Below are 20,777 nucleotides of genomic sequence, written 5' to 3' on the forward strand. Positions count from 1 at the left end.
GTCGTGGTCGGTGGTGCGGTCAGGCGGGCCCGACCCGGTCAGGGGGACCCGACCCGGTCAGGTGGTCAGGCGGTCAGGCGCAGTGACGGGCGGATGTCGGCGAGTGTGCGCTCGGCGAGACCGAAGGCGATGGTCATGCCGATGCCCGTGGCCACGGTGGCCACGGTCGTGCGCTCGTCGACGGTCTCGATGAGCAGCGGCCGGGTCGGGCTCGAGGCGTAGATGCCCTGCCAGCGCTGCCGGATCGAGAACCCGGTGGGCTGATCGAGGACGGCGGCCGCCTCGGCGAGGAGGACCTCCGTCGTCGACTCCGGAATGAACGGATCGACGCTGCGGCCGTACTCGTGGGAGTCGCCGATGATGATCGTCCCGTCCGGGCGGGGCCCGAACATGACGTTGGCGCCGACGGCGATGAGCTCGGGGGCGCTGCGGGCGACCTCGTCGCGGACCGCCTCGGCGGCGCGCATCGACGCGAACGCGTCGTAGCGCAGCAGGGAGGTGCGGGAGAGGACCGCGGCCTCGGTGCGGATGTGCTCCGGGGTCGCGGCCAGGGTCATCGACAGCGCGCATTCGACGAGTTCGGCCTCGGCGGCGAGCTCAGGGAAGAGCGCGGGCAGTTCGTGGCCGGTGCACACGATGACGTGGTCGGCGGTGAACGCGCCCACCGAGGTCTCGACGGTGCCCTCGCCCACCCGGGTGACGCGGACTCCGGTGCGCAGGTCGACCGCCGAGGTGGCCGCCAGGGTCTGCGCGAGCCGCGGTGCCGCTGTGCGGGGGTCGACGCGGAGGTCCGCGGTCAGGTGGGCGCCGCCCACGGCCCCGCGCAGGCGGGCGTGGGGGTCGCCGGTGACGGCCGCACCGAGGCGATCGGGGGTGAGCAGGTCGATCGCGGCCGCGCCCTTCGCGGCCCGCGCCTGTTCGAGGATCGCCATCTGCGCCTGCGAGGAGGCGACGACGAAAGCGCCGGTCGGCGCGGCCCAGAAGTCGGCTTCGGCGGCGGCGTCGAGCCAGTGCTGGCGCCCGGTCGCGGCGAGCTCGGCGAACTCACCGGTCTGACCGGTGATGCAGGCGTGGCCGAAGTTGCGCACCGAGGCCCCGCGCGGGGCCTGGTCGGCTTCGAGGATCGTCACGCTCAGGCCCCGGCGGGCGGCGGCCCGGGCGTGGGCGAGGCCGATGATTCCGGCCCCGACGACGATGATGTCAGAATGGGTCATGCTTCGAGACTGCCGTGTCCGGGAGGCCGGAGACAAGCGGATTCGGGGCATGTATATATAAGTTGGCGAGCCGTTCATCTCCCAGCATGGAGCTGGGGTGTCTGTTCATCCGGCGTTCAATCGCGGAGGCTGGAAAGCCGCGACAGGTGGGTTAGGGTCGAACCTATGATGACAAGTTCACGTTCACCTCTCGAGCCGCGTGCGGCCCTCCACCGGGTCATCGGCGACGAGCTGCGGGCGCGGATCACCGACGGGCGCCTGCCCATCGGGGCGGCGCTGCCGAGCGAAGCCGAGCTGTGCCGCGAGTTCTCCGTGTCCCGGGGCCCCGTGCGCCAGGCACTCGCCGCCCTGCGGGCCGAGGGCATCATCGCCGGCGGCCAGGGCGCGGTGGCGCATGTCGTCGGCTCCGTGCCGACGCAGTCGATGACGAGCTTCCTCTCATTCTCCGAGTGGGCGCAGTCGACGCAGCGCAGGCCTGGTCAGCGGACGGTCGAACTCGCCAAGCGCGCGGCCACCGAGGAGGTCGCGGCGGCGCTGTCCGTCCCGGTCGGTGAGCTCGTCGTCGAGATCATCCGCCTGCGCCTCCTCGACGAGGTGCCGGTCATGGTCGAACGCACGAGCTTCACGCTCGAGGCGGGCCGTCATCTCTTCGACTTCGACACCGACAGCGGGTCGATCTTCGCCCACCTCAAGGGCAACGGCGTCGAACTCGTCGCCGCCCGCCACACCTTCGACGCCGTCGCAGCCGAGGGCATCGACGCCGAGATGCTCGACGTGCCCTCCGGCTCGCCGCTGCTGCGGGAGCGGCGGATCACCTCGACCGGCGCCGGGGTGCCCGTCGAATACTCCGACGACCGGTACGTGCCCGGACAGGTGACGTTCACGATCAACAACACCGCCGCCTCGGGCAGCTCCGTCGTCCGCCTCGTCCCCGACCAGTGACAGTCCACCGCATTGGCTTTTGCTTCCACCTCTTTGAAGCTTCCACCCCTTTTGAAGGAGACCACTATGACCACGATCGAACTCGCCGTCTTCGATATGGCCGGCACCACCCTCGAGGAGCACGGTGACGTCTACCGGGCTCTGCGGCAGAGCGTCGAGGAGACCGGCACCGAGGTGACCGAGGAGAACCTGCAGACCTGGATGGGCACCGACAAGGTCGAGGCGATCCGCAACCTGCTCCGCCTCGGCGGACACAAGGGCGACGAGGCGACGGTTGCGGCGTGCTTCGACCGCTTCCGCGCCCTCCTCGGCGAGTTCTACGCGGCGACGCCGCCCGAACCGCTGCCCGGTGTTCCCGAGGCACTCGCGGCCCTGCGCGCGAACGGGATCAAGGTGGCCCTGACCACCGGGTTCTCGACCGATGTCGCAGGCCCCCTGCTTAAGGGGCTCGGCTGGGCGACGGGGGAGGACGGCAACCTCGACGCCGTCGTCTGCTCCGACGAGGTGGCCGCCGGCCGGCCGTACCCGTACATGATCCAGCGGGCGATGGAGCGGACCGGGACGAAGGACGTCCGCACCGTGCTCGTCGCCGGTGACACCGTCGTCGACGTCGAAGCAGGTTCCGCGGCTGGGGCCGGGGTCGTCCTCGGCGTCGAGACCGGCAAGCTCACCGCCGACGACTTCTCAGCCCTCGACGGGGCGAAGTCGCTGCCCTCGGTCGCCGAGATCCCGGCCTTCCTCGGCCTTCGCGCCTGAGCACAGGCGAACCCAAGGACAGCCGCACCGCCTCGGCGGCCGTCAGCCGGGGTCGTCGCGTTGCCCGGCGTCCCCGCGCGATCCACGCGCACTCCACGCACACCAGACAGCGTGCGCCCCGACTCGGTCTCCCAGCTCGATCCACGCGCAGCCTGGAATCCGCGTCGCCCGTGACGCGGATTTCCGGCGCGGCGTGGATCGGCGCCAAGCGGCGTCGTGGGAGCGTCGACTTTCGTGCCCAGCGTTGATCGAGCGCCCCGACCTTCCCGCCGAATGGCGTTCGAATCGCCTCGCCGAGGTGGTCGAACGAAAGCTCGAATCGCCGTCGACGGCGCCTGGATTCGTCGGGTCTGTGACCACGAGTGCCGAGTTGTCCACAGGCCTCGACGCCGCTCTTGCCCGGGCTGACCAGCATTGACGAAGCTGTATGTATGTTCGCATGCCTGTCCGTCGCCGAGCTCGAAGCCGCCGGCTTGACGACCTATCAGATCGCGTTGGCAGAGGAATGCTGTCTGCGCAGATCCCGGCGCGGACACTACGTCATCACCAGAGTCTGCGCTGATCCTCGCCATCGATTCATCTCCGCGCTCGCCTCGGCGCAGACCACTCATCTGCCGAAGGAGTCCGCGGGACTGCGCAAACGCAAGGAGGACCTGCGGATCCTCGTACGTTCGTATGCGAGGTCGCTGCCGCCGGAAGCGGTCTTCTCGCACCGGAGCGCCCTCATCGTCCACGGCCTGCCGATCCCCTTCTTCGAGGACGGAGAGACGATCTGTGCGGAGACCGCGCATCCGCGCAACGCCGTGCGGAGACCGACGATGCTCATCAGACGCCGCCAGTTGGAACCCGGTGACACCGTCGAGGTCGGTGGTGTGCCTGTCACCTCCGTGCTGCGCACTCTGTTCGACATCTCCCGGGACTGTCCGCTGGCGTTCGCGGTGGCAGTCGTCGACGATGCCCTGCGGTGCTCGCTCGTGACATTGGACGAATTTCGGGAGTTCTGTGCTCGACATCCTGTGCGCACCCACCAGGCGCGCATCGACGCGGTGCTCGACAACGCCGACGGGCGGAGGGAGACCGTGGCGGAATCGATCTGTGCGATCCGTTTCGTCGAGCATTCGATCCACGGCTTCGAGCCCCAGGTCGTCATCGAAGACGAGCAGGGTGAATTCATCGCACGCACCGACTTCGCCGACGAGGCCGCGAAGGTCATCGCGGAGTTCGACGGTGCGGGCAAGTACTTCCTCGACGGGGCCGATCCGAAGGAATCGTTCGAGCTCGAACGGCGTCGCGAGTACGCACTGCGCAATCTGGGTTACACCGTCTTCAGGATCACCTGGGCCGACCTCTTCGCCGCCGACGTGTTCCTCCGCATCAAAGATGCGATTTCGCGCCGCACCGCGAGCCCTGCAAAGGGTCTCGATTCGCGCGGCGGGTCTCAGCGCTGACCGGCATTATCTGACAGGCCGTTTCGCCCTCGATCCACGCCGCGCTGGAGCGTTCAGCTAGCACGATCAGCGACCGCCTCTCCCTCGATCCACGCGTGGCCGGAAATCCGCGTCACGGGCGACGCGGATTTCCTGCTGCACGTGGATCGGCGCCAAGCGGCGTCGGCGGAGCGTCGATATTCGTGCCTGGCGTGGATCGGCGCACAGGCGGACCCGAAGAGAGTCTCAGCGTTGACCGGCGTTGTCTCACCGACCTGTTCCTCGTCGATCCACGCCGCGCCGGAGCATGCAACTTGCACGATCAGCGACCGCTCCGCCCTCGATCCACGCGTGGCCGGAAATCCGCGTCACGGGCGACGCGGATTTCCTGCTGAGCGTGGATCGGCGCCAAGCGGCGTCGGCGGAGCGTCGATATTCGGGCCAGACGTGGATCGGCGCGCAGGCAGCGTGCGCCCCGGCCCGCCTCAGCTGTCGGAGAACTGCGTCGCGTAGAGCTCGGCGTACCGGCCGCCGCGGGCGATGAGTTCGCTGTGCGAGCCGGATTCGACGATGCGCCCGGCTTCGACGACGAGGATCGTATCGGCCTGCCGGATCGTCGAGAGCCGGTGGGCGATGACGAGCGCCGTGCGCCCGGCCATCGCATGGGCGAGCGCCTGCTGCACGGCCGCCTCGTTCGTCGAATCCAGCGCCGAGGTGGCCTCGTCGAGAACGACGATGTCGGGGGCGGCCAGCAGCATCCTGGCGATCGTCAGCCTTTGCCGCTCACCGCCGGAGAGGCGGTAGCCGCGCTCGCCGACGACGGTGTCGAGGCCGTCGGGCAGGGCCGAGATGACGGAGTGCAGCTGCGCGCGGTCGAGTGCGTCGGCGAGCTCCTCCTCGGTGGCATCCGGCTTCGCGAGCAGCAGGTTCGACCGGATCGACTCGTGGAAGACGTGCCCGTCCTGGGTGACGACGCCGACGGTGCGGCGCAGAGTCTCGGCGGAGAGTTCGCGGACGTCGACCCTGCCGATCGTGATCGCGCCCTCCGTCACGTCGTAGAGCCTGGGCAGCAGTGAGGCGATCGTCGACTTGCCCGCACCCGAGGACCCGACGAGCGCCACCGTGTGCCCGGCCGGGATCGTGAAGCTGAGGTCGTGGAGGACCTCCTGACCGCCGCGGGCGTCGAGGACCGAGACGTCCTCGAGGCTTGCGAGGCTGACCTGTTCGGCGCTCGGGTAGGCGAAGCTCACGTGGTCGAATTCGATGTCGAGTCCGCCCTCGGGCAGCTCCTTGGGCTCCGTCGGCTGCTTGATGAACGGGACGAGGTCGAGGATCTCGAAGACCCGCTGGAAGCTCACGACCGCGCTCATGATGTCCAGGCGCGCATTCGCAAGCATCGTCAGCGGCGTGTAGAGGCGGGTGAGGAGAAGGGCGAGGGTGACGACCTGACCGGCGTTGAGGTGGCCGAGGACCGCCTGCGCGCCGCCGATGCCGTAGACCAGCGCGAGAGCGAGCGCGGAGACGAGGGTGAGGGAGGCGACGAACGTCGACTGGAGCATCGCGACCTTGACGCCGATGTCGCGGACCTGACCGGCACGGTCGGCGAACTCGCGGTTCTCCGTGGACGGATCGCCGAAGAGCTTGATGAGCGTGGCGCCGCCGGCGGAGAAGCGCTCTGTCATCCGCGTCGACATGTCCGCGCTGTTCTCCGCGGCCTCGAACTGGAGGGAGGCGAGCCTGCCGCTGAGCATCCGCGTGGGGATGATGAACAGCGGCAGGAGGAGGAACGACAGGGCCGTGACCTGCCACGAGATCGTCACCATGACGCCGACGGTGAGCGCGAGTGAGACGATGTTCGACACGATGCCCGAGAGCGTGTTCGAGAACGCGCGCTGGGCGCCGATGACGTCGGTGTTGAGCCGGGAGACGAGCGCTCCGGTGCGGGTGCGGCTGAAGAAGGCGATCGGCATCGACTGCACATGCTCGTACACGGCGGTGCGCAGGTCGAAGATCAGGCCCTCGCCGATCTGCGAGGACAGGTACCGGTTCGAGATGCTGATCGCGGCGTCGGCGATCGCGAGCGCGCCGATCGCCACGGCGATCCAGACGACGGTGGCGACGGGACCGCCGCCGGTGATCGCGTTGACGACGTCGCCGGCGAGGACCGGGTTGAGCACGCCGATGACCGCGGAGCCGACGGAGAGGGTGAGGAAGACCGCGAGCTTCCTCTTGTGCCGCTTCGCGAACCCGACGATCCGCCGGTAGGTTCCCGGCTGGATCTTCGTCTCCGGGGTGCGCTTGCTCTTCACCGAGGTGTACATCACCCGATGCGCTGAATTCAGACTCATCCTCGCCTCATCTCCTCGTCTCGCCCGGCGCGCCGCAACGCTGCGACCCGGGCGAAAACGCATCGCCTCCTCGGGCATCCGAACGGTGGGGCGTTCGAATCGTGCACCCTGTGCAACTGCGCTCGCGCGCGTTATATTTCCCCGTGCAGTTCGCTTCCCGCGAACCTGTCGTCCTCCCTCGCCGAGGCGGCTGTTCAGCCCCAGCGTCACCGAAGACCCAGCCCGGCCGGCTCGAGCGGCCGTGACCGGCCGGCTCCAGGCGGCCAGCCCAGCCCTCCTCCGCGGCGCGCGCGTGTTCCGCGGCGCGCGTGCCCTCAGAGCTTGCGCAGCTGGATCTTGCGGATCGTATGGTCGGCGGACTTGTGGAGGACGAGGTCGGCGCGCCCACGGCTGGGCAGGACGTTCTCCCTCAGGTTGGGGAAGTTGATCGAGTCCCAGATCTCCGTGGCCAGGGTGACCGCCTCGTCGTCGCTGAGCTTCGAGTACCGGTGGAAGTACGAGTCGGGGTCCTGGAACGCACCGTGCTTGAGTTTGAGAAACCGCGAGACGTACCACTCGCGGATGTCCCGGGACCGGGCGTCGACGTAGACGGAGAAGTCGAAGTAGTCGCTCGTCGACAGCCCGACCGTGCCGTCCGAGCGGGGCCGGGCCGGCTGGAGGACGTTGAGCCCTTCGACGATGAGGACGTCGGGGGAGCGGACGACCACCTCGGCGCCGGGGACGATGTCGTACGTGTGATGGGAGTACACGGGGGCCCTGACCTCGGGCGCGCCGGACTTCACGGCGGAGAGGAAGCGCAGCAGCCGGCGACGGTCGTAGGACTCGGGGAAGCCCTTGCGGCCGCCGAGGTGACGGCGCTCGAGCTCGGCATTGGGGTAGAGGAACCCGTCGGTGGTGATGAGTTCGACGCGCGGGGTGTCGGGCCAGCGGGCGAGCAGCTCACGCAGCACACGCGCCGTCGTCGACTTGCCCACGGCCACGGAGCCGGCGACGCCGATGACGAACGGTGTGCGCTTGGCGTCCTGCGGCTCGAGCCCCTGATCGTGGAGGGGAGAGAAGAACTCGCGCGTCATCTGGTGCTTCGCCTGCCGGGCGGAGACGTAGAGGTTGAGCAGGCGGGAGAGCGGCAGGTAGACCTGGGCCACCTCGTCCAAGTCGATGCGATCGCCGAGGCCGCGCAGCCGTTCGATGTCCCGCTGCGTCAGCGGCAGCGGCGTCGACTGCGCGAGCGTGCCCCACACGTCCCGGTCGAACTCCCAGAACGGCGAACTCGGCTGGTCGTCGAGTCTCCGGGCAGTGTTGAGTCCGGCGAGGCGGCGCGCACGGTCAAGCTGTGGGTCGACATGAGGCATGGGGACAATTGTGTCATGCGTCATCGGTCCGTCATCCCGCAGTCAGGTGCTCGCGCAGGTGCCCGCTCAGGTGCCCGCGCTCACATGCCTGCGGTGCCCGAGCAGGTGCCCGCGCTCACACCCGGTCAGTGGGGTCCGTCACGGCGGGATCGAACCTGGGTACCCGCCTCCAACCGGGCTTGACTCGGCCCAGTAAAATTCCTCTCATGTGTGGAATCGTAGGTTATGTCTCCAGTGCGCCGGTCGCCGATGTCGACCATACTGCGCTCGACGTTGTGCTCGCCGGTCTCAAACGGCTCGAATACCGAGGATATGACTCCGCTGGAGTCGCCCTCGTCACCCCGGACGGCGAACTCGCCACCGCGAAGAAGGCAGGCAAGCTCTCCAACCTGACCGACGACCTCGAGGCGAACGCGCTGCCGCTCGCGCAGACGGGCATCGGTCACACCCGCTGGGCGACCCACGGCGGTCCGACCGACGTCAACGCCCACCCCCACCTCGCCGACGGCGGGCGCCTCGCGCTCATCCACAACGGCATCATCGAGAACTTCGCGCAGCTCAAGGCCCCGCTCGTCGCCGAGGGCTTCGAGTTCACCTCGGAGACCGACACCGAGGTCGCAGCCGCGCAGCTGGCGAAGAACTACCGCGCCACCGGGGACCTCACGGCTGCGATGCGCGAGACCGCCGCCCAGCTCGAAGGCGCCTTCACGCTGCTGGCCGTCCACGCGGACCTGCCCGGCACCGTCGTCGCCGCACGGCGCAACTCGCCGCTGGTCATCGGCCTCGGCGAGGGGGAGAACTTCCTCGGCTCCGACGTCGCCGCATTCATCGACTACACGCGCACGGCCGTCGAGATCGGCCAGGACGAAGTCGTCACCATCACCCCCGACTCGGTCGTCATCACCGACCTCGCCGGCAAGGTCGTGCCCGGTGAGCAGTTCGAGGTCGACTGGGACACCGCCTCGGCGGAGAAGGGCGGATTCTCCTCGTTCATGGACAAGGAGATCCACGATCAGCCGCAGGCCGTCGGCGACACCCTGCTGGGCCGCTTCGACACCGAGGGCAAGCTCAGCCTCGATGAGATGCACATCGACGAGAACGTGCTCAAGTCCATCGACAAGATCGTCGTCGTCGCGTGCGGCACCGCCGCCTACGCCGGTCAGGTCGCGAAGTACGCGATCGAGCACTGGTGCCGGATCCCCGTCGAGGTCGAACTCGCCCACGAGTTCCGCTACCGCGACCCGGTGGTCAACGAGAAGACCCTCATCGTCGCGATCTCCCAGTCGGGGGAGACGATGGACACGATCATGGCCGTGCGCCACGCCCGCCAGCAGGGCGCGAAGGTCATCGCGATCTGCAACACCTTCGGCTCGACGATCCCGCGCGAATCCGATGCCGTGCTCTACACGCACGCCGGACCGGAGATCGCCGTCGCCTCGACGAAGGCGTTCCTCTCGCAGGTCGTCGCCTGCTACCTGCTCGGCCTCTACCTCGCACAGCTGCGCGGGAACAAGTTCCGCGACGAGATCGCGCTCATCCTCAAGGAGCTGCAGACGATCCCGGAGAAGATCCAGCGCATCCTCGACGAGGGCAAGGATCAGGTGCTCGAGCTCGCCCGTCGCAACGAGGACGTCGGTTCGGTGCTCTTCCTCGGCCGTCACGTCGGCTACCCGGTGGCGATGGAGGGCGCACTCAAGCTCAAGGAGCTCGCCTACATCCATGCCGAGGGCTTCGCCGCGGGCGAGCTCAAGCACGGGCCGATCGCGCTCATCGACGACGGTCAGCTCGTCATCATCGTCGTGCCCTCGAAGCGCGGCCGCGATTCGCTGCACGCGAAGGTGATCTCGAACATCCAGGAAGTGCGCGCCCGTGGGGCGAACACGGTCGTCATCGCCGAGGAGGGTGACGAGGATGTGCGCGAGTTCGCCTCCGAGGTCATCTACGTCCCCGAGACGACGACGCTCATGGCCCCGCTGCTCACGACCGTTCCCCTGCAGATCTTCGCGATGGAGCTCGCGACGGCCAAGGGACTCGACGTCGACCAGCCGCGCAACCTCGCGAAGTCCGTCACCGTCGAGTGATCCCTCCGGTGCTCCCGGTGCGCGGCATCGGGGGCACCGGTCCGGCGGGTCCGTCAGTCGCGGCGGCGGGTCGCCGAGGACCGCAGAGCATCATGGTTCCACACAGCGTCAGAGGAGGCGCAGCATGGCCATTCTGGGAATCGGCACCGACATCGCCGACGTTCCGCGCTTCGCCGAGCACATCGAGCGTGTGCCCGAACTCCTCGACCGCCTGCTCACCCCGGCTGAACAGCTCAAACGCAACGGCAAGCGTCGCACGGACGCGTCCCTGGCGGCCCGGTTCTCCGCCAAGGAGGCCCTGAAGAAGGCGATCGGCTTCCCCGGATGGCTGCCCTGGCAGTCCGCCGAGGTGGTCCCCGCCCGCTCCGGCGCCCCGTCGTTCCGTCTGCGCGGGCTTGTGCTCGAGCACTTCCGGGCCATCGGCGGCACGAACATCCACCTCTCGATCACCCACGATGCGGACGTCACGGTGACGTTCGTCATCGCCGAGGGTGATGGCCCCTCGCTCAGCCCCGGCATCGACTGGGACTGAGCCGCCGCAGCTGCTCGCGCCGACGCGTTGCCGCACACGCGCGCCCTGCGCCCCGCGAGAAGTCTGCCGTCCACGCGCCCGCACTCCGCGCGAATCCTGGACGCTCGGTGTCGAAATCGCGGCGCAGAATCGTCACTGAGCGTCCGGGGAACGCGATCGGCGACGTCCGGAAACCGTGTCTGGCGCGGAGGCATAGACTCAGCTCATGAGCACTCCTGACGCGGCCCCATCGTCCCTGCCTTCCTCCGCCGAGGTTCGCGCCTCCCTGCCCACTTCCGCCGAGGCGGCCGCGGTTGCCGGCGACCTCGCCGCCCTGCGCCGTGTCCTCCACGCCAACCCCGAGGTGGGCCTCGAGCTGCCGGCGACCCAGCAGCTTGTCAAGGACGCGATCGCGGGTCTCGACGTCGAGATCACCGAGGGCACGGCGCTGTCGTCCCTCGTCGTCGTCCTCCGCGGCGGCAGTCGCCGGGAGGACTCCACCGGCGTGGTCCCCGCCGTGCTGCTGCGCGGGGACATGGACGCCCTGCCCGTGACCGAGGCGACCGGCTTCGACTTCGCCGCGACGAACGGGAACATGCACGCGTGCGGCCACGACCTCCACACCGCGGGCCTCGTCGGGGCCCTGCGCCTCCTCCACGACCGGCGGGCAGAGCTCCCCGGGGACGTCGTCTTCATGTTCCAGCCCGGTGAGGAGGGCTACGACGGGGCCGGGAAGATGCTCGACGAGGGCGTCCTCGATGCCGCGGGGCCTCGGGTCAAGGCCGCCTACGGCGTTCACGTGTCCGCTGATCAGGACCTCGGCGTCGGGTCGTCGCGGCGCGGTTCGTACATGGCGGCGTTCGCGAAGATGACGATCACCGTCCACGGCAAGGGCACGCACGCCTCCCGGCCGGCCACCGGCAGAGACCCCATCCAGGTCGGGGCGATGCTCGTCGGCCAGCTCCAGGAGTACGTCACCCGCCGCTTCGACATCTTCGACCCCATCGTCGTCACCGTCGGCCAGTTCACCGCGGGCACCGCCCCCAACGTCATCCCCGACCTCGCGACCCTCGTCGTCGGCGTCCGCACGTTCTCCGAGACCGCGACGACCCGCGCCGAGGCGGAGCTGCCACAGCTCGTCAGCGGGCTCGTCGCCGCCCACGGTCTCGAGGCCGAGGTCGACTATGAGCGGATCCTGCCCCCGACGATCAACGACGACGCCGAGGCGGACTTCTTCCTCGAGACCTTCGCCGACCTCTTCGGCGACGAGCGCACCGTGGTCCGCCGTGACCCGCTGCCGGGGTCAGAGGACTTCTCCCGTGTCCTCGCCGAGGTGCCCGGGGCGTACGGCCACTTCGGCGTGGCCCTGCCCACCCTGCCCGTCGAGGAGCGCGAGGCCAACCACTCTCCGCGCGCCCGACACAGCGACGCGGGACTGCCCGACCATGCCCTCTTCCTCGCCCACCTCGCCGGTCGCAGGCTCCACCAGCTCGCCCGGGAGTGAGGTCGCAGCGCCGACCCGACGAGAACGACGTCGACCCGTCCAGTCAGAGAGGAGGCACCCGTGCCGACCTACGCGTATCCGAGTCGCACCGTGCGCGACGCCGAGGTGCCCCTGCTTGAGGCCGGTGTTCCGCTCATGGCGCATGCCGCGGCCGCCCTCGCCCGCTTCTGCGCCGACCGGCTCCGCGTCGATCGCGGCCAGGTCGCCGGTGCCCGCGTGTGCGTGCTCGCAGGTCCCGGCAACAACGCCGGTGATGCGCTCTTCGCCGCTGCCGCCCTTGCTCGCCGGGGCGCCCGGGTCGGCGTCATCGTACTCTGCGGCACCACGCACGACGCCGGGCTCGCCGCCGCACTCGCCGCCGGCGCCGACCGCATCGACGTCTCCGCCGACGACAGCCCCAGCACCACAGCCGGCAGCCCCAGCACTACAGTCGCCGCCTCGACCGCCTGGGCTGCGGCCCTGACCGATCTCGACCGCGCCGACCTCGTCCTCGACGGCGTCCTCGGCACCGGCGGCCGGCGCGGCCTGCCCCCGCACATCGCCCACCTCATCCGCGACTGGCGGGAGCGCGAATCCGGCGGCACCGTCATCGCCGTCGACCTGCCCTCCGACCTCGACCCCGACCCCGCGGAACCCGCTCACGCACGCATCCACGCCGACGCCACGCTCACCTTCGGCGGCCTCAAAGCCGAACTCGTCGACCCCCGCACCGCAGACTTCACCGGCGACATCCACCTCGTCGACCTCGGCCTGCCCCTCGACGCGGACGCCGCAGTCGCCGAACTCCTCGACCCCAGCGACCTGCGCGCGGAGTTCCCCCGCCCGCGCCCCGAGTCCCACAAGTACTCCCGCGGCGTCCTCGGCATCGTCGCCGGCTCCCGCGACTTCCCGGGCGCAGGCGTCCTCACCGCCGGCGCCGCCGTCAACGCAGCCCCCGGCATGGTCCGCTTCCTCGGTGACCGCGATGTCGGCGACCGCATCCTCGACCGCCACGCCGAGGTGGTGCTCACCCCCGGACGCCTCGACGCCCTCGTCCTCGGCTCCGGCGACCCCGAGACCGGACTCGTCGAGACCGCACTGACCGCGATCGGCGACACCGTGCCCGTCCTCCTCGACGCCGGGGCCCTCGAGATGGTCGGCCACGCCGAGGCGGCACCCCTGTCCGGAGGTGCGCACCGACTGCGCGGACGACCCGTCGTCCTCACCCCGCACGCCGGTGAGCTCTCCCGGCTGCTGAGCCGCCTCCTCGGCGAGATCATCACCGCAGGCCGGGTCACCGCCGACCCTCTTCTCTGGGCTCGGAGGGCGGCAGCCGACACCGGCCACATCGTCCTCCTCAAAGGCTCACGGACCGTCATCGCCTGCTCCGACGGCTTCGTCGTCCTGCCCGCACGCGGCCCTGCGAGCCTCGCGACCGCCGGCTCCGGCGACGTGCTGGCCGGGATCATCGGGACCCTGCTCGCCGCCGCACACGCGGCCCGACGCACCGCCGGCGACGACGGGCCGCTGTCGGACCGGGAGGCAGCGCACGCCGCCGGCCTTGGGGTGCTCCTCCACAACGCCGCCGGTGAGCGCGCGGTCAACGCCGAACAGCTCGTCACCGCGGTGGGGCAGGTGACGCTCGACCTCATCCACGGCGAGGACCCGTCGGACGGTATCCTTGTCCAGTGACTTCCAGCGACACTCCGCCTGCCGGCTCGCTCGTCAGAGCTGAGATCGACGCCGCCGCGCTGCGCGCCAACGCCGCAGCCCTGGCCGCCGACATCGGCCCGGCGCGACTCAAATGCGTCGTCAAGGCCAACGCGTACGGCCACGGCGTCGACCTCGTCGCCCCCATCCTCCACGCCGCCGGGCACCGCGAGTTCTGCGTGGCCACCCTCGACGAGGCGATGAGCCTGCGCAGCCTCCTCGGTGAGGACGCGACGATCATGGCCTGGCTCTACGGACCCCAGACCGACCTCGACGCGCCGCTGACCGCCGGCATCGAACTCGGCGTCTCCACGGCGGGCGCCCTCGACCGGATCCTCGTCGCCGCCGCGCGCACCGGCGTGCCCGCCCGCATCCATCTCAAGATCGACAGCGGCCTGGGCCGCAACGGGCTCGCCCCCGACGACGTCGCGACGGTCCTGGCCACGCTCAAGGAGTGCGCAGGCGAGGAGCGCCCGCGCGTCATCGTCGCCGGCATCATGAGCCACTTCGCCGTCGCCGACGAACCCGAACGCCCCGAGACCGCGCAGCAGCAGGAGGTCTTCGAGACCGCCCGCCGGGAGCTCACCGCGCTCCTCGACTCAGCAGGGGGCCGCCTCGGCGAGGCCGACGACCTCGACGTCCACATCGCGAACTCCCCGGCCGCGCTCACCCTGCGACCGGTCCCGGGCACCTCCGCGCGGGTCGGACTCGCCCTCTACGGACTCTCTCCGCTCACGGATTCTCAGCCCGCCGACCTCGGGCTCGTCCCCGTCATGCGCCTGGTCTCCGAAGTCGTCAACCTCAAGGGCATCCCCGCAGGTCACGGTGCCTCCTACGGGCTGACCTACACCGCCGAGGCGGACACCCGGTTCGCGCTCGTGCCAGGCGGCTACGGCGACGGACTGCCCCGGTCGGCCTCGAACCGCGCCGAGGTGAGCATCCGCGGACAGCGGTTCCCGATCGTCGGGCGGATCGCGATGGACCAGTTCATCGTCGACGTCGGCGACGCCGAGGTCGCGATCGGCGACGAGGTCGTCCTCTTCGGCCCCGCCGGTCCCAGCGCGACCGACTGGGCCGACTGGGCGGAGACGATCAACTACGAGATCGTCACCCGCATCAGCGCCCGCGTCGACCGGATCGCGGTGAATGCCGAGGCCACCGGCACCGGCCAGGGGACCGGGTCCGTGCCGGAGACAGAACAGCCGACGGCGGGGGCGGCATGAGGCTCCGCATCCGCTCCCTGACGGAGATGCGCACCCTCGCCGAGGTGATCGCCGGGTTCCTCCGCGCCGGTGACCTCCTCATCCTCGCCGGCAACCTCGGGGCGGGGAAGACGACGTTCACGCAGTCCCTGGGGGCCGGCCTCGGTGTGGGTGGGCGGATCGCCTCCCCGACGTTCGTCATCGCCCGCGAACACCCCTCCCTGCACGGCGGGCCCGCCCTCGTCCATGTCGACGCGTACCGGCTCGGGGCCGCCGAGGAGCTCTCCGACCTCGACCTCGACTCCGAACTCGAGGAGTCGATCACCGTCGTCGAATGGGGCGAAGGACTCGCCGAGCAGCTCAGCCAGGACTACCTGTCGCTGACGATCACCCACAGCGGGGGCGCCGACGTCGAGGACTTCGACGATGAGGATCCGGCCGACGACGAGTACCTCGTCGACGAGGAGCGCCTCGTCGACCTCACCGGCCACGGCGAGAGGTGGGCCGAACGCCTCGGCGCGCTCACCGCCGCACTCGCCGAACGGCTGCCCGGGGCTGAGGAGTCTGGGGCAGCGGAGTCCGGGCCGGCAGACCTCGCGGCGCCTGAGCCACCGGAGGAGGACGGATGATCATTCTCGGAATCGACACCTCGCAGGCGGCCTCGGTCGCGCTCATCGACAGCGGCACCGGCGAGATCCTCGCGGCCGAGCAGGCCGCCGACCAGCGCCACCACGTCGAATTCATCGGCCCCGCTCTCGCCCGCGTGCTCGCGCGCCCCGAAGCCCCCGAGCTCGTCGTCACCGGCACCGGGCCCGGTCCGTTCACGGGGCTGCGCGTCGGCATCGCCGCGGGCATCGCCGTCGGGCTCGCCCGTGACATCCCCGTGCGAGGGCTGGCCTCGCAGGCCGCGATCGCCGAGGAGTACCGCCGTTCGCGCGACACTGACGTCGCCGTCGGGGCCGGCCTCGTCCTCATCGCCGGGGACGCCCGACGCAAAGAGGTCTACGCCAGCGTCTGGGACTCCGGTGCCGAGACGATGCTCACAGGCCCCCTCGTGGCCAAACCGGCCGACCTCGACACGGAGCTCACCACCCACGACATCAATCCCGCCGAGGTGGGGGAGAGGTTCGGTCGCGGCTTCGCCCTCTACCCCGACATCCTCGGTGAGCCGACCCGACCCGACCTTGTCGATCCGCGTGCCGAGTTCCTCGCCTTCGCCGCCGCCCGAGCCCTCGCCGCCGGTGCCGAGCTCAGCGAACCGGTGCCGGAGTACCTGCGCGAGCCCGACGCCGCGGCGACCCCTGTCCGGCAGAGCCTGCTCAAGTAGGACGCGGGCGATGACAGGGGGCGTGCGCATCGGGGAGCTGCCGTGGTGGGAGCTCGGCGAGGTGGCCGACGCCGACGCCCGGATCTTCGGGCCCACCGCGTGGAGCGTCCAGTACTACTGGGCCGTGGCCGCGCAGCCGGGGACGGCGATGATTCTCGCGCGACTCGTCGACGAGGCCGACGAAGCCGACCCACCAGCACCCAAGGATCCGGGCACATCCGGATCTCTCGCGGGCTGGATCGTCATGTCCGCCGTCGGCACGGAGGCCGATGTCATGACGATCGCCACCACCGAGGCGGCTCGCGGCCGCGGAATCGGGCGCGCCCTCCTCGGCGAAGGGATCGACTGGGCGATCGACCAGGGTGCGTCGACCATCCACCTCGAGGTCGACGAAGGCAATGGTGCCGCGCTCGGACTCTACCGGTCGCTGGGGTTCGAGGAATGGGGGAGGCGACCCGACTACTACCCGGGTGCCGACGCCGTCCTCATGCGCCGCAGCGCCCGCTAGGCAGCGCGTTCCCGGGTGAGCTCGCTGAGCAGCGCCCCATTGACCTCGAAGGCCGCGATCGCCTCATCGAGGACCGCCTGCTCATCCCCACCGGTCGCGGCGATCTCATCGAGGCGGCCGCGGTAGTCGTCCTTGAACGGCTTCGTCTTCCCGAGCTCGGAGAAGTCCCACATCGTCAGGGCCCCAGCGCCGATGCCGTAGTGGCGGGCCATGAGCGTGCCGATCGCCTGACCCCCGGAGAGATCGCCGAGGTAGCGCGTGTAGTGGTGGGCGATCATCGCCTCGGGCGTTGCGATCGCCGACAGCCTCAGCGCATAGTCCCGGGCTGCGGGAACAACCCCGGAATCGACCGCCGACCCAGGTCCGGACCCGACCGCGACTCCACTGGATTTCAGGGCTGCGAGATCGGCGACGATGCGCGCATGGCGGTCGAGCCGGGGGTCATGGAACGCCGCGAAGACCGGATCGTCGGCGAAGGCCCGCGCGCGTTCCTCGAGGGCTGCGTAGATGACCTCGTACTGGGTGAGCAGCGTCGCGTACGCCTCGGCGTCGAGCCTGCCCTCCATGAGATCGACCATGAAATCGGTGTGCTCGACATCGTCGTGGATGGTCGCAGTGCCCTGTCTCAGGCGCGCAGAGAACTTCTCGGTCATGACGGCTCCTCCCTGTGGCCCGGTGCACCGATTCTATCGCCCCGAGTAGGCTGGAGGCATGACACGAGTGCAACTGGCTGACACGAATCTCATGGTCCATCCCCTCCAACTCGGCGGCAACCCGTTCGGGTGGGGTGCCGACCGCGACGAGAGCTTCGCCGTCCTCGACGCCTACGCCGAGGCGGGTGGGAACTTCATCGACACCGCCGACGCCTACTCGGTGTGGGTCGAAGGCAACACGGGCGGGGAGTCGGAGACGATCATCGGCGAATGGATGGCCTCCCGCGGCAACCGCGACGAGATGGTCATCGCGACGAAGGTCGGCATGCATCCGAAGCACAAGGGTCTCGACCCGGTGAACATCCGCGAGGCGCTCGACGCCTCCCTGCGCCGCCTCGGCACCGACCGCATCGACCTCTACTACGCCCACGCCGACGACGAGAAGGTCGACCAGGTCGCCGTGGCCGAGACCTTCGACGCCCTCGTGCGCTCCGGCAAGGTCAGCTACCTCGGCGCCTCGAACTTCAGCCTGGGCCGGCTGAAGTCGGCGATGAAGGTCAGCGAGAAGTACTCCCTGGCCCACTACCGGGTCGTCCAGGACAAGTTCAACCTCGTCTCCCGCGGCGCCGTCGACGCCGAGAAACAGGAGTACCTGCGCTCCCGCGGCATCGCCGAACTGCCCTACCACTCCCTGGCCTCGGGCTTCCTCACCGGCAAGCACACCGGCGGGGACGCGACCGGCAGCGTCCGCGCCGACCGGGTGAGCGAGATGCTCGATGACCAGCAGGCCCTGCGTGCCCTCGAAGTCCTCCACGACATCGCGAGCAGCCACGACGCCTCGATGACGGCGACCGCGATCGCCTGGCAGCTCAGCCACGACTTCATCCCCGCCACGATCGCCTCGGCGCGGGTGCCCGACCAGCTCACCGAACTCCTCGCCGGCACCGAGCTCACGCTCACCGACGACGAGGTCCGTGCCCTGGGCGACTCCTGGACCGAAGCATGACCGTCCCCGCGCCCCGCCTGGTGACCTGGGAGAACGGCACCGACCTCGTTATCGAGATGCCCGTGACCCGCACCCCCGCCGAGGTGTGGGAGGTCCTCATCGACGGCAGCGCGGCAGGTGCCTGGTTCGCTCCCTTCACCGTTGCCGAGGAGACCGTGAGCGTCGACCTCGGCGGGGAATCGGTCATGACCGGGGAGATCCTCAGCTGCGAGGCCGAAGAGCATGTGCTCGTCGAGTTCCCCGACTTCGGGGTCCTCGGTGTCCAGCTCCTGCCCGTCGACGTCGTCCCCGACCTCCCGGCGGATGCGGCCACGGAGATCGCGGCCCTTGCCGCGACCGGTCAGAACCCGGAAGGCACCGTCATCGTCTTCACCCAGTCCGCGCCCGACGAGGTCCGCGCCCGGCAGAACGCCGCGGACTTCGGACCGATGTGGGACACGCACCTGCGGATGCTCGCCCGCACCCTCGGCGTCGACGTCCCCGAGGCCGAGGAGACCGACCTCGACGCCGTCTACTCCGCCCTCGACCTCGAGATCGACGACGCCGAGGAGGACGCCCTCGGCGATGATGACCTCGGCGACGATGACCGCGGCGATGCCGACCGCCTCGGCGGGGGTCCGCGATGAGCGGACCGCTCGTCCTCGGCATCGAATCCTCGTGCGATGAGACGGGGGTGGGGATCGTCCGCGGCCGGCAGCTGCTGACGAACACCGTGTCCTCGTCGATGGACGAACACGTGCGCTTCGGGGGAGTCGTGCCCGAGGTCGCCTCCCGGGCCCATGTCCAGGCGATCGGGCCGGCCATCGTCGCGGCCTGCGACGAAGCCGGAGTGGAGCTGTCCGAGCTCGACGCGATCGCCGTCACCGCAGGCCCCGGGCTCTCCGGGGCGCTCATGGTCGGCGTCGGCGCGGCGAAGGGGCTCGCCGCCGCCCTCGACCTGCCCCTCTACGGGGTCAATCATCTGGCCGCGCACGTCGCCGTCGACCTCGTCGCCGACGACGTCGACGGTCTGACCACGCCGACGATCGCCCTCCTCGTCTCCGGGGGCCACACGGAGATCCTGCGCATCGGCGACATCGTCGACGACATCGAACTCCTCGGTGCGACGATCGACGACGCCGCGGGGGAGGCCTTCGACAAGACCGCGAGGCTGCTGGGTCTGAGCTACCCGGGTGGACCGAATGTCTCGAAGGCCGCCCTCGGCCTCCTCGACGGCACAGGGATCCCCGGGGACCGGCGGGCGGTGCGCTTCCCCCGCGGGCTGGCGAAGAAGAGCGACCTGCGCGATCCCGACCGCCGGTACAGCTTCTCCTTCTCCGGGCTCAAGACCGCGGCCCTGCGCGAGGTGACGAAGGCCGAGACCCTCGGCACCGACCTGCGGGTCGCCGACATCGCCGCCGGCTTCGAAGACGCCGTCGTCGACGTCCTCGTCACGAAGACCCTGCTCGCGACCGCCGACACCGGCATCGACCACGTCGTCCTCGGCGGCGGGGTGGCCGCGAACGCGCACCTGCGGGACGTGCTCGCCACCCGCTGCGCCGAGGCGGGGGTGACCCTGCGGGTGCCGCCGCTTGCCCTGTGCACGGACAACGGCGCCATGGTCGCAGCCCTCGGCGCCGAACTCGTGTCCCGCGGCGCCGCCCCGAGCGACCTCGGACTCGCCGCCGTCTCATCCCTGGATGTCGACCATGTCCTCGTCTGAGAAGGAGACGCCCTCGGCCGAGCCCGTCTCACCGGCGGAGTCGACGCACCTGCCGGAATCTCTGCCGCCTCGGCGCTCCGGGGACGGCTGGACCGTCGGATCCGACGGGGAGAAGCACTGGGGGCTCAACGGGGCGGCCGGGCTCATGCTCATCGACCCCGAGCGCGGGGTTCTCATGCAGCACCGGGCGCTGTGGTCCGTGGCCGGCGGTACCTGGGGCTTCCCGGGAGGGGCCCGCGACATGGGGGAGGCCGCGATCGACGCGGCGATCAGGGAGTCCTTCGAAGAGGCCGGGGTGCCCGACCCGGACGGTGAGGACGTCGACATCCTCGACTGCCACGTCCTCGACCTCGGCACATGGTCGTACACGACGGTCATCGCTGCGGCCCGGCACCGGCTCGACCCGGTGATCAGCGACCCCGAGAGCATCGAACTGCGCTGGGTGCCGCTGGATCAGCTGCGCGACCTCGACCTCCACCCGGGAGTCGCTGCGAGCCTGCCCGAACTCGAGGCACTGCTCGCCCCGCACCTCTAAGGCGATCAGGTCGCACTTTC

The 20,777-nt window shown here is 70.2% G+C and carries 19 protein-coding genes; 15 read left to right on the plus strand and 4 right to left on the minus strand.

Translation table 11 applies throughout. From position 1 onward, the window contains the following. Positions 1-65 precede the first annotated feature (65 nt). Complete coding sequence (locus AACX88_RS05680) at positions 66-1,214, minus strand: TIGR03364 family FAD-dependent oxidoreductase (protein ID WP_339392129.1); 1,149 nt, start codon at positions 1,212-1,214, stop codon at positions 66-68. A 165-nt stretch (positions 1,215-1,379) separates the two neighbouring features. Here AACX88_RS05680 and AACX88_RS05685 point away from each other — a divergent pair, with 165 nt between their 5' ends. The 3 genes from AACX88_RS05685 to AACX88_RS05695 all read left to right on the plus strand — a co-directional run bounded on the left by AACX88_RS05685 (position 1,380) and on the right by AACX88_RS05695 (position 4,360). Next, a complete protein-coding gene (locus AACX88_RS05685) occupies positions 1,380-2,156 on the plus strand; it encodes a GntR family transcriptional regulator (RefSeq protein ID WP_339392130.1) in 777 nt (258 codons plus the stop codon). 66 nt (positions 2,157-2,222) lie between these two features. Then, positions 2,223-2,912: a phosphonatase-like hydrolase gene (locus tag AACX88_RS05690; RefSeq protein WP_339392131.1), complete on the plus strand. Its 690-nt coding sequence runs from the start codon at positions 2,223-2,225 to the stop codon at positions 2,910-2,912. A gap of 431 nt (positions 2,913-3,343) precedes the next feature. After that, positions 3,344-4,360: a hypothetical protein gene (locus AACX88_RS05695; RefSeq protein WP_339392132.1), complete on the plus strand. Its 1,017-nt coding sequence runs from the start codon at positions 3,344-3,346 to the stop codon at positions 4,358-4,360. Positions 4,361-4,824: 464 nt separating this feature from the next. Here AACX88_RS05695 and AACX88_RS05700 read toward each other — a convergent pair whose 3' ends face one another. Continuing rightward, the gene (locus AACX88_RS05700) at positions 4,825-6,687 is read right to left on the minus strand and encodes an ABC transporter ATP-binding protein (protein WP_339392133.1); all 1,863 of its coding nucleotides are present in this window, start codon (positions 6,685-6,687) and stop codon (positions 4,825-4,827) included. 314 nt (positions 6,688-7,001) lie between these two features. After that, positions 7,002-8,039: a type I pantothenate kinase gene (coaA, locus tag AACX88_RS05705; protein ID WP_339392134.1), complete on the minus strand. Its 1,038-nt coding sequence runs from the start codon at positions 8,037-8,039 to the stop codon at positions 7,002-7,004. A 206-nt stretch (positions 8,040-8,245) separates the two neighbouring features. Here coaA and glmS point away from each other — a divergent pair, with 206 nt between their 5' ends. From glmS to AACX88_RS05745, 8 genes are all read left to right on the plus strand, one after another. Beyond that, complete coding sequence (gene glmS / locus AACX88_RS05710; RefSeq protein WP_339392135.1) at positions 8,246-10,120, plus strand: glutamine--fructose-6-phosphate transaminase (isomerizing); 1,875 nt, start codon at positions 8,246-8,248, stop codon at positions 10,118-10,120. 124 nt (positions 10,121-10,244) lie between these two features. Next, positions 10,245-10,652 carry a holo-ACP synthase gene (locus AACX88_RS05715; RefSeq protein ID WP_339392137.1) on the plus strand — a complete coding sequence of 136 codons (408 nt, stop codon included), beginning with the start codon at positions 10,245-10,247 and terminating at the stop codon, positions 10,650-10,652. 205 nt (positions 10,653-10,857) lie between these two features. Then, positions 10,858-12,135, plus strand: a complete 1,278-nt coding sequence (locus AACX88_RS05720; protein ID WP_339392138.1) for a M20 metallopeptidase family protein — start codon at positions 10,858-10,860, stop codon at positions 12,133-12,135. 60 nt (positions 12,136-12,195) lie between these two features. Further along, the gene (locus tag AACX88_RS05725) at positions 12,196-13,806 is read left to right on the plus strand and encodes a bifunctional ADP-dependent NAD(P)H-hydrate dehydratase/NAD(P)H-hydrate epimerase (protein ID WP_339392139.1); all 1,611 of its coding nucleotides are present in this window, start codon (positions 12,196-12,198) and stop codon (positions 13,804-13,806) included. Then, a complete protein-coding gene (alr, locus tag AACX88_RS05730) occupies positions 13,803-15,047 on the plus strand; it encodes an alanine racemase (protein WP_339392140.1) in 1,245 nt (414 codons plus the stop codon). The genes AACX88_RS05725 and alr overlap by 4 nt, the downstream gene beginning before the upstream one ends. Next, positions 15,044-15,655 (plus strand): tRNA (adenosine(37)-N6)-threonylcarbamoyltransferase complex ATPase subunit type 1 TsaE, encoded by a 612-nt coding sequence (gene tsaE, locus AACX88_RS05735; protein WP_339392141.1) that lies wholly within the window; start codon positions 15,044-15,046, stop codon positions 15,653-15,655. Before alr ends, tsaE begins: the two co-directional genes overlap by 4 nt. Then, positions 15,652-16,353, plus strand: coding sequence for a tRNA (adenosine(37)-N6)-threonylcarbamoyltransferase complex dimerization subunit type 1 TsaB (gene tsaB, locus AACX88_RS05740; protein WP_339392142.1), 702 nt, complete (start codon positions 15,652-15,654; stop codon positions 16,351-16,353). The genes tsaE and tsaB overlap by 4 nt, the downstream gene beginning before the upstream one ends. Before the next feature lie 10 nt (positions 16,354-16,363). Continuing rightward, positions 16,364-16,861, plus strand: a complete 498-nt coding sequence (locus AACX88_RS05745) for a GNAT family N-acetyltransferase (RefSeq protein WP_339392143.1) — start codon at positions 16,364-16,366, stop codon at positions 16,859-16,861. Here AACX88_RS05745 and AACX88_RS05750 read toward each other — a convergent pair. After that, positions 16,858-17,514 (minus strand): biliverdin-producing heme oxygenase, encoded by a 657-nt coding sequence (locus AACX88_RS05750; RefSeq protein ID WP_339392144.1) that lies wholly within the window; start codon positions 17,512-17,514, stop codon positions 16,858-16,860. The genes AACX88_RS05745 and AACX88_RS05750 overlap by 4 nt on opposite strands. A 58-nt stretch (positions 17,515-17,572) precedes the next feature. Here AACX88_RS05750 and AACX88_RS05755 point away from each other — a divergent pair, with 58 nt between their 5' ends. The 4 genes from AACX88_RS05755 to AACX88_RS05770 are packed head-to-tail and all read left to right on the plus strand — an operon-like array spanning position 17,573 to position 20,757. Continuing rightward, complete coding sequence (locus AACX88_RS05755) at positions 17,573-18,520, plus strand: aldo/keto reductase (RefSeq protein WP_339392145.1); 948 nt, start codon at positions 17,573-17,575, stop codon at positions 18,518-18,520. After that, complete coding sequence (locus AACX88_RS05760; protein ID WP_339392146.1) at positions 18,517-19,146, plus strand: SRPBCC family protein; 630 nt, start codon at positions 18,517-18,519, stop codon at positions 19,144-19,146. Before AACX88_RS05755 ends, AACX88_RS05760 begins: the two co-directional genes overlap by 4 nt. Further along, complete coding sequence (gene tsaD / locus AACX88_RS05765) at positions 19,143-20,222, plus strand: tRNA (adenosine(37)-N6)-threonylcarbamoyltransferase complex transferase subunit TsaD (RefSeq protein WP_339392147.1); 1,080 nt, start codon at positions 19,143-19,145, stop codon at positions 20,220-20,222. The genes AACX88_RS05760 and tsaD overlap by 4 nt, the downstream gene beginning before the upstream one ends. Beyond that, a complete protein-coding gene (locus AACX88_RS05770; protein WP_422614411.1) occupies positions 20,209-20,757 on the plus strand; it encodes an NUDIX domain-containing protein in 549 nt (182 codons plus the stop codon). The genes tsaD and AACX88_RS05770 overlap by 14 nt, the downstream gene beginning before the upstream one ends. Positions 20,758-20,777: the final 20 nt, after the last annotated feature.

The organism is Brevibacterium metallidurans (assembly GCF_037101285.1).
GTDB lineage: Bacteria > Actinomycetota > Actinomycetes > Actinomycetales > Brevibacteriaceae > Brevibacterium > Brevibacterium metallidurans.